Annotated in this window: 13 protein-coding genes; 5 read left to right on the forward strand and 8 right to left on the reverse strand. The window is 39.4% G+C overall.

From position 1 onward, the window contains the following. Entirely contained in the window at nt 1-1,023 is a 1,023-nt protein-coding gene (locus tag A3EO_RS0100070) for a LacI family DNA-binding transcriptional regulator (protein WP_018345460.1), read from the forward strand. Here A3EO_RS0100070 and A3EO_RS0100075 read toward each other — a convergent pair. Both A3EO_RS0100075 and rsmD read right to left on the reverse strand, forming a co-directional pair. Then, on the reverse strand, nt 1,020-2,009 hold the full coding sequence (locus A3EO_RS0100075; protein WP_018345461.1) for an acrylyl-CoA reductase family protein: 990 nt from the start codon (nt 2,007-2,009) through the stop codon (nt 1,020-1,022). The two genes, A3EO_RS0100070 and A3EO_RS0100075, sit on opposite strands and share 4 nt — an antisense overlap. 3 nt (nt 2,010-2,012) lie before the next feature. Continuing rightward, nucleotides 2,013-2,606: a 16S rRNA (guanine(966)-N(2))-methyltransferase RsmD gene (gene rsmD / locus A3EO_RS0100080; protein ID WP_018345462.1), complete on the reverse strand. Its 594-nt coding sequence runs from the start codon at nt 2,604-2,606 to the stop codon at nt 2,013-2,015. Nucleotides 2,607-2,731: 125 nt separating this feature from the next. Here rsmD and ftsY point away from each other — a divergent pair, with 125 nt between their 5' ends. The 4 genes from ftsY to corA all read left to right on the forward strand — a co-directional run bounded on the left by ftsY (nt 2,732) and on the right by corA (nt 6,860). Beyond that, complete coding sequence (ftsY, locus tag A3EO_RS0100085) at nt 2,732-4,021, forward strand: signal recognition particle-docking protein FtsY (protein WP_018345463.1); 1,290 nt, start codon at nt 2,732-2,734, stop codon at nt 4,019-4,021. A 9-nt stretch (nt 4,022-4,030) separates the two neighbouring features. Beyond that, nucleotides 4,031-4,696, forward strand: a complete 666-nt coding sequence (ftsE, locus tag A3EO_RS0100090) for a cell division ATP-binding protein FtsE (protein ID WP_018345464.1) — start codon at nt 4,031-4,033, stop codon at nt 4,694-4,696. 10 nt (nt 4,697-4,706) lie between these two features. Further along, complete coding sequence (ftsX, locus tag A3EO_RS0100095; RefSeq protein ID WP_018345465.1) at nt 4,707-5,642, forward strand: permease-like cell division protein FtsX; 936 nt, start codon at nt 4,707-4,709, stop codon at nt 5,640-5,642. 270 nt (nt 5,643-5,912) lie between these two features. Continuing rightward, complete coding sequence (gene corA / locus A3EO_RS0100105) at nt 5,913-6,860, forward strand: magnesium/cobalt transporter CorA (RefSeq protein ID WP_013745989.1); 948 nt, start codon at nt 5,913-5,915, stop codon at nt 6,858-6,860. Between the two features lie 30 nt (nt 6,861-6,890). Here corA and napF read toward each other — a convergent pair whose 3' ends face one another. From napF to A3EO_RS0100135, 6 genes are all read right to left on the reverse strand, one after another. Then, complete coding sequence (gene napF, locus A3EO_RS0100110) at nt 6,891-7,418, reverse strand: ferredoxin-type protein NapF (protein ID WP_018345467.1); 528 nt, start codon at nt 7,416-7,418, stop codon at nt 6,891-6,893. 6 nt (nt 7,419-7,424) lie between these two features. Further along, nucleotides 7,425-8,033, reverse strand: coding sequence for a Tat proofreading chaperone DmsD (dmsD, locus tag A3EO_RS0100115; RefSeq protein ID WP_018345468.1), 609 nt, complete (start codon nt 8,031-8,033; stop codon nt 7,425-7,427). 57 nt (nt 8,034-8,090) lie between these two features. After that, on the reverse strand, nt 8,091-8,912 hold the full coding sequence (locus A3EO_RS0100120) for a DmsC/YnfH family molybdoenzyme membrane anchor subunit (protein WP_018345469.1): 822 nt from the start codon (nt 8,910-8,912) through the stop codon (nt 8,091-8,093). A gap of 1 nt (nt 8,913) precedes the next feature. Further along, entirely contained in the window at nt 8,914-9,531 is a 618-nt protein-coding gene (locus tag A3EO_RS0100125) for a DMSO/selenate family reductase complex B subunit (RefSeq protein WP_013745993.1), read from the reverse strand. A 10-nt stretch (nt 9,532-9,541) separates the two neighbouring features. Then, the gene (locus A3EO_RS0100130) at nt 9,542-11,983 is read right to left on the reverse strand and encodes a DMSO/selenate family reductase complex A subunit (protein ID WP_018345470.1); all 2,442 of its coding nucleotides are present in this window, start codon (nt 11,981-11,983) and stop codon (nt 9,542-9,544) included. Nucleotides 11,984-12,219: 236 nt separating this feature from the next. After that, nucleotides 12,220-13,299: a hypothetical protein gene (locus tag A3EO_RS0100135; RefSeq protein WP_018345471.1), complete on the reverse strand. Its 1,080-nt coding sequence runs from the start codon at nt 13,297-13,299 to the stop codon at nt 12,220-12,222. Nucleotides 13,300-13,315: the final 16 nt, after the last annotated feature.

The following is a 13,315-nucleotide window of genomic DNA, read 5'->3' on the forward strand; positions in this document are numbered from 1 at the left end:
ATGACTGAACAAAAAAGTAATAAACCTCGCCGTAGTACAGGGAAAGTAACTTTAGCTGATATCGCCAAGAAAGTGGGGGTTGGTGCAATGACGGTTTCCCGAGCTATTCATAAACCAGATTTGGTTTCTGAAGAGTTAAGGAATAAAATTCAACAGACTATTCAGGAAATGGGTTACATTCCGAATGTAGCAGCAAGAAATCTGGCAAGTGTCAACTCCAATAATATCGTGATTGTTACAACATCATTAATTGCCACTGAGAATACACTTATTCTAGAAGGGCTACAGAAGGAATTACAAACCGCTAATGTACAACTTCTGTTTCTTCTTACTGAAAAAGACAAAGATTGGATCAACGAAGCAATTCAATATTCCCCTGAAATTATTGTTTTATTAAATATGGAATATGATGCCAATCAAGCACAACGACTAAAAAGTCTTAATTTGCCTCTCATATCCATTGGCGCACACAAAACTGATAGTTTAGGTATCAACATAGGCGTTGATATATCACAAGTCATTCATCTGTTGGTTTCGCATTTATTACAAAAAGGAAAACAAGAAATAGGTTTACTTTGCGCCAGTCAGCAACTTTCTATTTTCCAACAATATATGAAAAGTTGGCATAGCGCTTGTTTGCAATACGCCATTAACCCTCACCTTGTCCTACACGGTGCTAATCACGCCTCTTTCAAAACTGGAGCGCAACTGTTCAACGAGGCGTTTTTACTTTGGGGACGAATTGACGCTTTTATCTGCCTATCTGATGAAATGGCTTGCGGTGCGCTATTTGAGGCTCATCGTCGTCATATTAATATTCCTTATGAAACAACAATAAGCAGCATAGGCGGTTTAGAAGTTAGCGAAGTGTGTTATCCCAAATTAACAACTGTAGCCATTCCTTATAAAGAAATGGGAATTCTAGCTGGGCGAACTGTAAGACGCTTATTCAATCAACAAATAGCTTATAAACCGGATAGTATTCTTGTTCGTAGCCGGCTCATCATCCGAGACAGTACCTAACCCACCCTCACAATTGTTCTGCCGTATAACTGGTGATCGAGCATCTTTTTAGCATATTCGGCAGCTTCTGCTAATGGGATTTCACGCGTGAACGCTTGTAAATAATCATCACCGATCAGTTGTGCCAGTTGCTGCCAAACGGAGGTGCGTTTTTCGAGCGGAAAATAAACTGACTCTACGCCTTGCAATCGCACATTACGCAATATAAACAGCATTACTGTGGTTTGTAGTTGATAACTTTGTGCTAAACCGCAGCAAGCAACACAACCGTGATACTGCACACGACTTATTAAATTTGCCAAAATATCGCCACCGACAGTATCAATCACGCCGGCAAACTGTTGTTTTTCTAATGGACGGCTTGGCTGTGCAAAATGGGATCGATCATAAATTTTCTCTGCACCGAAATCCAAAAGTTGTTGATAACGATCCGTATTTCCTGAAACGGCAATCACTGAATAGCCTAATTTATGCAATAAATAGACCGCAAGTGAGCCAACACCGCCGCTTGCACCGGTCACAATAATTTGCCCTTTGTCAGGCGTAATTTCTGCCTGTTGCAACGCATTCACGCACAACATTGCAGTAAAACCTGCCGTTCCTAATGCTATCGCTTTATATTCTGTCAGCGTTATCGGCAATTTCAACAAATGTTGCGGTTGTACATAGGTATATTCCGCCATCGCACCGAACTGCAATTCTCCATAACCAAAGCCGGTAACCAACACTAAATCCCCCACCTTAAACGCTGGATCATTGCTTTCGGCAACACTGCCGACCAAATCAATGCCGGGAATGAAAGGGTACTGTTTAATAATCCGACCGGTTCCGCATAATGCCAACGCATCTTTATAATTCAACGCTGAATAATGCACTTTAACTTTAATGCCTTGTCGTTGTGCTTCAGAGAAAAATTGTGAATCGATATTTTCAATTTTTGCCTGAAAAGGTTGATTTTCCGATTGACGTAATACCAATGCTTTCATAATTCACCCCTGTTTCTGATATAAACGATATGCAACTTGCTGTGTAAATTTCTCTTTTAACAACTGCCAGTTTTCCGGCACGGTCGGTGTTAAGTTTTTTTCCGTTTCAATGTAAATCAACGCTTCCTCCGCCAACCAACCGTGATTATTTAATAATAACAGTGTTTCTGAAAGCAGATTCTGATGAAACGGCGGATCAATAAAAACGATATTAAAACCTTTCGCTTCAGCCGTTGCTAAAAACGACAAGGTATCCGCACAAATCACTTCGCCCTGCTCTGTTTTAAGCTGTTGTAAATTTTGCTTTAACTGTTTTGCCACTTGTGGCGATTTTTCCAACATTACTACCGAATTTGCCTGACGAGATAACGCCTCAAGCCCCAAAGCACCGCTACCCGAAAAACAATCTAAACAATCTGCTCCGACAATATCGTGCATTAGCCAATTAAACAATGTTTCACGCACGCGATCTGAAGTTGGACGCAACCCTTGGGACAACAATACCGGCAATTTACGCCCTCGCCATAATCCACCGATAATTCTCACTTCGCCCTTGTTGTTACTCAATTGTGCTATTTTTGAAAGGTTTTTTGCCATAAATAAAAGAAATGCTAAACATCAATAACATTAAAATGATAAACTAGCTGGTATTTTAGTCTATTCTTTTCACTTTGTGCATAACCTTATGCAGATTATCTTTTTATACTAATTTGGAAATAAATATGTCGGAAAACAAACAGAAAAAAGGCTTTTGGGCATCGTTATTCGGTCGTAATAAATCTCAACAACCGCAACAAAATACACAACAGGAAACCAAACCTGATACAGATGCAGATAATGTTATTTCAGATCAGCATCCACAAACTGAAGCACCGAAAACTGAAACACCGATTGCTGAATCACAACTTACCGACACAGAAATAACAACCACAGAACAGCAAGAACAACAAACTTCTTCACTTCCACCACAACAAATTGAGCCTGAGCCTGAGCCTGAGCCTGAGCCTGAGCCTGAGCCTGAGCCTGAGCCTGAGCCTGAGCCTGAGCCTGAGCCTACAAAAATTGAAACACAGGAAAAACCTACTAAACAAGGTTTTTTCAGCCGTTTAGTACAAGGACTGGTGAAAACCAAACAAAATATCGGTGCCGGTTTTCGTTCTCTTTTTTCAGGTAAAAAAATCGATGATGATCTGTTTGAAGAGTTAGAAGAACAGCTGTTAATTGCGGATATCGGTGTGCCGACCACAAATAAAATTATTAAAAATTTAACAGAACACGCCAGCCGTAAGCAGTTAAAAGAGGCGGAATTACTCTATCAACAATTAAAAGTTGAATTAGCAACTATTTTAAAACCGAATGAACAACCTTTAGTGCTAACCGATAAAAAACCTTTTGTTATTTTGATGGTTGGCGTAAACGGCGTCGGTAAAACCACCACCATTGGTAAATTAGCAAAACAGTTCCAACAGCAAGGTAAATCCGTTATGTTAGCTGCCGGTGATACCTTCCGTGCAGCGGCGGTAGAACAGTTACAAGTTTGGGGTGAACGCAATCATATTCCGGTTATTGCTCAAGCAACCGGCGCAGATTCCGCTTCGGTATTATTTGATGCAATGCAATCTGCAACCGCGAAAGGCGTGGATATTCTGATTGCCGACACCGCCGGTCGTTTGCAAAATAAAAATAATCTAATGGATGAACTAAGAAAAATTGTGCGAGTGATGAAAAAATATGATGAAAATGCACCACACGAAATTATGCTGACATTAGATGCCGGCACCGGTCAAAACGCAATTAGCCAGATGAAATTATTTAATGAAGCGGTCGGCATTACAGGAATTACATTAACCAAATTGGACGGCACAGCAAAAGGCGGTGTCATTTTTGCACTGGCAGATCAATTTAATGTGCCTATTCGTTATATCGGCGTGGGTGAAAAAATTGATGATTTACGCCCATTTAATAGCGAAGAGTTTATTGAAGCACTGTTTACATCGGATAAAGAGGTTTAAGGAACAGTTATGATTCGGTTTTCAGATGTGAGTAAAGTTTATAGTGGCGGAAACAAACCCGCCCTGCAAGGAATCAGTTTTCATTTACCTGTCGGCAGTATGACCTATATCACCGGTCATTCCGGTGCCGGTAAAAGCACGCTGTTAAAACTGATCCTCGGTATTGAACGTGCCAATGGCGGTAATATTTGGTTCAATAATCACGATATTACTCGTTTACCCGCATCTGAAATGCCTTATTTACGCCGCCAAATCGGAATGGTGCATCAGGATTATCGTCTGCTCACTAACTACACTGTGTTGGATAATGTCGGTTTGCCGTTAGTCATTAACGGAATGCACCCTAATGAAGTCAAAAGACGTGCTTCGGCAGCATTGGATCGTGTTGGTTTATTCCATCGTGCCGACTACTATCCGCAGCAACTTTCAGGCGGTGAGCAGCAACGTGTCGATATTGCTCGTGCCATTGTGAATCGCCCACAACTTCTGTTGGCGGACGAGCCAACCGGCAATCTGGATAAAGAGCTTTCATTGGATATTTTTCATCTTTTCGAGCAATTGAACAGTATGGGGGTAACGGTGATTATTGCCACGCACGATGTCAATATCATCGCACAGAATCCAAAACCGACCATCGTTTTAGAACAAGGGCATTTAAAACAGTTTATTTGTTAATGGGATTATTATGAACCAACGTCATCTCAACGCTTCCATATTCTTGCAATTAAAAATTGTCTTCCAAATGGTATTTCGTGAACTATTAAAAAGAAAACTCGGTACATTATTAACCGTTATTGTGATCGCCGTTTCATTAACTATTCCGGTAACGACTTATTTATTATGGAAAAACGTGGAATATACTATCGATAACTTCTATCCGGAATCTGAATTGGCGGTCTATCTGAATAAAAATTTAAGTGAACAGGATGCCGAACGTGTCGTTGAATCACTCAGAGCACAGCAAGGTGTTGATGCCCTAAATTATATCTCTCGTCAGAAAAGCCTCGAAGATTTCCGCCAGTGGTCGGGCTTTAATGAGGAATTATCGCTTTTGGATGACAATCCATTGCCGGCAGTGGTGATGATCAAACCTACCGAAGAGTTCAAAAGCAGCGATAAAGTGATGGAATTACGCACTGAACTGATGAAAGTGAAAGGCGTGCAGGAAGTGCGCTTAGATGACGGCTGGATAGAAAAATTGGGTGCGATCTCCTATTTAGTTGCCAAAATTGCCGTTATTTGCTGTGTTTTAATGAGTTTAGCGGTGTTCTTAGTGATTGGAAACAGCGTACGCTCCGATGTTTACAGCAGCCGCTCAAGCATTGAAGTAATGAAACTGCTTGGAGCCACTAACCATTTTATTCTTCGCCCGTTCCTCTGCACCGGTATCATTTACGGCGTGCTCGGCAGTATGCTCGCCACCATTTTCAGTTTTCTGCTCATCGCTTATTTCTCAACAGCGGTAAGCTATGTTGCCGATATTTTTGCGATCAAAATAGCATTAAACGGTTTAGCTCTCTCAGAAATTCTCTTTATGATCATTATTTGCGCCGCTATCGGTTATGCCGCAGCGTGGATCTCCGCAAACAAGCATATCAATGATTTTGAAAAGAAAAATTAATCTCTAAAGTCAAGTTTCATCCATCGTGAAACTTGACTATCTGATTTGACAAGAGTAACATTCCGCCCGATATTTTTTCTATGAGGACAAACACTTTGGACAGTCACAGTCGATACTGGTTTTACTATTACAACTAATCTTTTCGCCTCATAGCCTCTTTTGCTTATCGGCGAAAAGTCGGTAAGTATCAAACTTCCCATAAAATAAACTGGAATCTTTTTTATTTTGTTCATTGCGTTGTTCAAAACCCAACTGAGGGAGTAAGAACAGATGATTGGAGCATTTGCCTTAGATGACGCACGTTTAGTGCGAATTGACGAAAACAGCGATGCATTAAATGATGCAATTTGGATTGACCTATTAGAGCCGACCGCTGAAGAGCGTGAGATGTTACAACAAGGACTAGGTCAAAGTTTAGCCTCTTATCTCGAGCTGGAAGATATTGAGGCATCCGCACGTTTCTTTGAAGATGAAGACGGCTTACATTTACACTCTTTCTTTTATTGCGAAGATGAAGATGATTATGCCGATATCGCCACCGTTGCTTTTACCTTGCGTGACGGTCGTTTATTCTCTCTCAGAGATCGTGAATTGCCGGCTTTCCGCCTTTATCGTATGCGCTCCCGTACCCAACGCTTACTTGAATGTAATGCCTACGAATTATTATTGGATCTGTTTGAAACTAAAATCGAGCAATTAGCGGATGTGATTGAAACAGTTTATGCCGATTTGGAAAAATTAAGCCGTATCATTCTGGAGGGAAAACAAGGTGAAGCGTTTGATCAGGCATTAGCCACATTGACTGAACAGGAAGATGTGAGTTCAAAAGTGCGTTTATGTTTGATGGATACGCAACGTGCATTGAGTTTTTTGGTACGTAAAACACGTTTGCCAGCCAGCCAGTTGGAGCAAGCGCGCGAAGTGTTACGAGATATTGAATCACTACAACCTCATAACGAATCTTTGTTCCAAAAAGTGAACTTCTTAATGCAGGCGGCAATGGGTTTTATGAATATCGAACAGAACAGAATTATGAAGATCTTCTCTGTGGCATCCTTGATTTTCCTACCGCCAACATTGGTTTCTTCCACTTACGGTATGAACTTTGCCAATATGCCGGAATTAACTTGGAAATTCGGCTACCCATTCGCCTTAGTTTTAATGGCGCTCGCCGCCTTATTCCCATTCCTTTATTTCAAACGGAAAGGGTGGTTGTGAGAAAAGTGCAGTGTTCCGACACTGCATTTTTCATTTCATTAACGTCAACTCTATCGCACTCATAAAACAGCTGACTTTACATTCACCACAGCCATTGCAGTGCGATAAATCAACCATAAGTTGTTTATTGCTATCAAGTCGGATCGCTTTTGTCGGACAGCTTTGTATACAACTGTCGCACGCTTGTCCCTGTTGTTGTAAACATTCCGCTAAGAAGCGCGGTCTTAACTCAGTGTCTGCTTTAAATGCCGGATGCAATGCTTTTGTTGGACAAGCCTGTGCACAGAGTCCACAAAAATCACAGGCGGCATAAGTTATCGCTAAAGTCGCTTTTTGTTGTTCAATTTGGATTAACCCATATGGGCAAACTTGCGCACATTTACCACAGCCATCACAAAAAGCGGTAAACAGCTCCTCTTTTGCAGCAAAAGGTGGGCGATTTTGTAATCGCCGCAACGATTGTTGTTGCGGTGATTGTTTGAAAAGACGGAAAAGCCCCCGTCTTGAGATATTATGATGCGACAAATATGCCGAATAATAACGTTCGTCTTTTGTCATCATTGTCTAAAAATAGAGCGGCAATTTTGGAACGGCACATTTAATATTCATCTGCCACAACGATAAAGTCTGTTCCGCAATTAAGCCGATTCCTTGATAAAAAGGCGATTCCGTTTGTTTGGTGAGTAAACTTAAATAACGCCACACCCAAGTAAACAGATACTTCGCTAAATATTCATCCAGAATTTTCGGATTACTATTGGCAATATAACCTGCCATCATTAACATCAAGCCGACCTGATCTTCCGGTTCTTCAGTGCCGACATTACAGCAGATGTCATTTCTCAGCATAAATTTGCGTAAATCTATCAAGGGTTTGCCGAAGATGACAGCCTCTTCATCCAAATAAACAGTGCTCCAAGGCGGTGCCGGCAAAGCATTAGGCCCTATAAATTGCGCTTGGAATTGTTCCGGCAAATTATCACGTTGGCGTAACAACGCTACAATTTCATCCTCATTTTTGAGTGCCGGAAGCCAACCTTCTTGCCAATCCATATTATCCAATGCATCTAGAATAGGCTTTAAAACAGTGTGTCTTGGCTCGAAATATAATAACATTCCCATCCAATAACCGCTTGTTTTTACCCATTCTACAAACTTTTCTCGTTCCATCATTGTGTCTCCCACAGAAAGGAACTACGCCTAAATCCTTAGGCGTAGTCATCATTAACATCAAACTGCCATACCTACTGTCATATGCAGTCCATAAAAAATGATGCGACCTAACACTTCTCCACCGAACACCAATAATACCGCGAATAGTAATCCAGCTCTATGATTACTTTTACAAAGTAATAAATTTGCCAACACTAAGCACAATAAACGAATAATATTTAACCAGACATATTCCGGAACTAAATTAATCGCCTGTTGAACGGCGCTGTGAATGGAAGCTAAGGTAAAACTTTGGTAGATCACGACCGCAACTGATGCCACCATTGCCAAACCGAATAACCACGGCAATAGGCATAATGGACGAATAGGATGTAATAAAGTATATCCCAAAGCAGTTCCCATTAGCACAACGGTTAAATAAAATTGCCAAGAGGTGATGGCATTGTTCCAAGTTGGAACAGTATCAATATGATAAACATTGTTCATCATATACATAAATACCGCGCCGCTGATCACCATTACAACTAACCATATGCGTGATAAGCCACTAGGCATTTTTCCTATAATCGCGATTAACCAATAAAAACCGGCAATAGCAAAAAAGAGTGCACCACTGGCAATTTCATTACTCAGCATTGATTCGCCGACACGATTAAGTGAATTAAACGCTCTTATCGGTGTTCCTAAATGCAGTATTGATGCAATAAAACCGATACCTAATAACACCAATGGTAAAAACATTAATTTATAAATTCGGCTCTTTTCGGTTTCCGCCTCTTTTTGCCAAAGGACATAAGCAAACACCCATAATGTTCCGACTGCCGCCTGTGCCAATACAGTAAAAAAGACCAAAGGCAATTCAAGTAATCCCGCATTCATCTTACACCTCCCTCGGATTTGCTAAAAAGCCGCTTGTATCGCCACTTGGGCGTGCATTTTTATTCGGCTTGACCACCAAATTAGGTTTGGTTACTTCTGCCGGCGGTAACGGTGCGATCGAAGCCTGATTACCGTATTTTGCTCTAAGTTCTTCAATTGGAGCAAAATCTAACGCTCTTAATGGGCAGGCTTCCACACAAATCGGTTTCTGACCTGCTTTAATACGGGAATAACAACCGTCACATTTGGTCATATGTCCCTTTTTCGCATCATATTGAGGTGCATCATAAGGGCACGCCATATGGCAATAACGGCAGCCGATACACACCTCCTCATTGACAATCACAAAACCATCTTCATTTTTGTGCATTGCACCTGTCGGGCACACTTTAGTACAAGCCGGATTTTCACAATGGTTACAGGAAATAGAAAGGTAATAAGCAAATACATCCTGTTCAAATGTACCGTCTTCTTTGACTAACCAATTTCCGCCACAATATTCATAAATACGGCGGAAATTAACCTCTGTACCCAAATCTTTATAATCTTTACAGGCTAATTCACAAGTTTTGCAGCCTGTGCAACGTTCTGAATCAAAATAGAATCCATATTGTTCCATACTTTACTCCTTAAATTTTCTCAACCTGTACTAAGTTAGAATGTTGAGGATTTCCCTTAGCTAACGGTGATGGGCGTTGTGTAGTCAGTACGTTGATACAACCGGAATGATCCACTCTGTGATTATCCGGCGCATACCAAGCACCTTCTCCCAATGCAACGACTCCCGGAATAATTCTCGGAGTAACTTTTGCATTAATCTGAACTTCACCACGATCATTAAAAATACGGATACGATCACCGTCTTTAATGCCGCGCGCCTGTGCATCAATCGGATTAATCCACATTTCTTGCGGATTGGCTGCTTTTAATACATCAACATTACCGTAAGTTGAGTGAGTACGTGCTTTATAGTGGAAACCACTTAATTGCAACGGATATTTTTCCATTAGCGGATCACCATAATGTTCAAAACTGTCTACGTGAATCGGCAACGGATCAATCACATCCCCTTCCGCCAATTTCCACGTTTTTGCAATTTCCGCTAAACGGCTGGAGTAAATTTCGATTTTTCCTGATGGAGTTTGTAATGGATTTTTTTCTGGATCTTCACGGAAATCTTTATAAGCAACAAAGAAACCGTTCGGATCGACTTTTTTGAAGATTCCTTCTCTTCTGAACTGATCAAAGGTCGGCAATTCAGGCAAATTCGCTCTGGATTGTTCATACAAATGACGCAACCACTGTTCTTGAGTACGGCCTTCCGTGAATTTTTCTTTTACACCTAACTTTTCTGCTAAGCCGGTCATCATATCGTAGATATTTTTGCATTCAAACGCCGGTTTAACCGCCTGATCGGCGAAAATAACGTATGCCATATTAGATACAAACGCATCCAGACAAAAATCCATCTGTTCGGATGTTGTGCAGTCCGGCAAAAGAATATCGCTATATTTTGCGGTCGGTGTCATATGATTATCAATGGTTACAATCATTTCGCATTTTGACTCATCCTGCAAAATATCGTGGGTACGATTAACTTGAGCGTGCTGATTGATTAAACAGTTACTTGCATAGTTCCAAATAAATTTAATCGGTGCGGAAAGTTTTTCTACACCACGAATACCATCGGTTGTCGCTGTCATTTCCGGGCCACGCACAATGGCATCAGTCCACAAGAACATTGGAATACTGGCTTGAACCGGGTTTGTCAAAGTCGGCATTCTGACAAAAGGAATACTATAAGAACTCTCGCGCGCGCCGGTATTACCGCCATTAATCCCAACATTTCCGGTCAAAATCGGCAACATTGCGATCGCACGAGAAATAAGCTCACCATTGCTACGACGTTGCGGCCCCCAACCTTGAGAGATGAAAGCCGGTTTCGCACCTGCAATTTCTCTTGCCAATTTAATAATTCTATCTGCCGGAATACCTGTAATTTTTGATGCCCATTCCGGTGTTTTGGCAATGCCGTCTTTTCCTTGTCCTAAAATATAGGCTTTATAATGCCCATTTTTCGGTGCAGATGCCGGCAATGTTTTTTCATCATAACCAACACAATATTTATCAAGGAACGGTTGATCCACCAAATCTTCGGTAATCATTACATACGCTAAAGCAGAAACTAATGCCGCATCAGTACCGGGACGAATCGGAATCCATTCATCTTCTTTTCCTACGGCGGTATCGTTATAACGTGGATCGATCACAATCAATTTCGCATTGGATTTTGCTTTTGCACGTTCAATACAATAGGTTAATCCGCCACCACTCATACGGGTTTCAGCCGGATTATTTCCGAATAAAACGATCAGTTTGGTGTTTTCAATATCCGCCATACCATTACCGGAAGCCCAACCGCCACCGTAAGTGTAATCCAAACCAACCGCAATTTGTGCGGTACTGTAATCACCGTAATGGTTAAGATAACCGCCAATACAGTTCATTAAACGTGCAATTAAGGTTGAGCCCGGTGGCCAAGATTTGGTAATGGTTCCCCCTAAAGTTCCGGTACCATAATTCAAATAAATTGACTCATTGCCATATTGTTTAATATTTTTTTGTAATGACTGAGCAATTTCTGTTAAGGCTTCATCCCAGCTGATACGTTTAAATTTTCCTTCACCACGTTTACCGACACGTTTCATTGGATATTTCAAACGATCCGGATTATACACACGACGACGCATTGAGCGCCCACGCAAACAAGCCCTGACTTGATGATCCACATTATAAGTTTCAGTGCCGGTATTGTCGGTTTCAACATAGGTAATTTTGTTATCCTTCACGTGCATTCTTAATGCACAACGACTACCACAGTTGACGGTACAAGCACTCCAAACAATCTTTTCATCATTATTTACAGTATCGGTTAATGCTTTTTTCTCATCTGCTGCAATCGCTCTAAAAGGAATTGCTAATTCGGAAGAGGCTAAGATCGCCGCTAACTTTGAGGAGGATTTAAGAAAATTCCTTCTATTTACTTTAGGATTAATAATTGATTTATCCATATTCACTCCATTTTCAAAATATGTTTAAAAAAATAAACTTATTTTTATGTCACCCTTGAGGGGTAGCTATTATATGGAGTGTTTTCTGAACCAAGATAAAAAAAGAGAAAAAAGATGATATATATCAACTAATTATAATTAATGAGAATTATTGCCAACAAAAAACCGGCTATATCGCTATAGCCGTTAAAAAATACTGTTTTTTTATACATACGCGGTAATTGACGCAATATGTTTTATTTGGTAGTATTCATCTCCAGAATCAAACTTGATAAAGTTTTTCCATTTAATGTGTGGGAATAATATTGTCTACCTATTTGGTCTAAATAAAGAAAAAATTCCTCAATTAAATTATCATTTGATTTACAACAAATATTATATTTAGACCAATTTTTTTGATATTTTATTCTTAATTCATCGTTACACGATTTAAGAATACTAACTATATTGGGTAGATTATCTGCTAAAGTTTTAAATACTTTTGGATAAACTTGCTCTTTAAAAAAGAACTTTCCTCCAGCGGAGAATATATCTCTAAAGTTAGGGCTATAGTAGTAATATTCAGAGATTATATATGATGTTGCATTGTTATAATCAGCTCTTACAGTTTCTTGATCGTTTTTTCCATTTACTGTTTTTAACAATTCGTGACTATATAAAATAAATATTTCAGAAATAATATTCCCTTTTTCTTTATCATTTAAAGAAGAAAATAATATAGGCTGAATTTCATTATCTGGTAAATACCATTGAGATTCTGATGTTCTTTCTCTTAATTTGTTTGAAACAAATTGATTCTTTTCTTCTTTAGTTAAACTTCTAAGTTCAAAATATTCTTCGTTTGATGTAAAAATATTTTTTTCATTTAATGAGTTCATATTAATAAAAAAACGTGGACTATGTGTTACTTTTATATCACTTATTGTTTTCCAATATGGTGCATACTTTATTTGAAAACAATTTTTTGAAGTATCCAATGCTCCAAAAAATAAATAAATTTCTTCATATTCAATATCACTAATACTTTCAAATATAGAATTACCATTAGTTGTCCAAGTTAACGAATTTCTACTTTTTAATTCAATTCCATATTTTTTATTATCTATTTCAATAGATAGATCAGGAAAATGATGTGAAAAATGGGATTCATATTCAAACCGAATATTTTTTATATTATGATGTTTTAATGTATCTAATACATCACAAACTAATAATTCAAATCCATTTTTCTCTCCTTTACTTTCAGTGAATTTTTTATCTAAATTTAGACGATTTTCTATACTTTGTTTTAGTAAACACAACAATTCTTCAATCATAATTTATCCTTAATAG

The organism is Gallibacterium anatis DSM 16844 = F 149 (assembly GCF_000379785.1).
Lineage (GTDB): Bacteria > Pseudomonadota > Gammaproteobacteria > Enterobacterales > Pasteurellaceae > Gallibacterium > Gallibacterium anatis.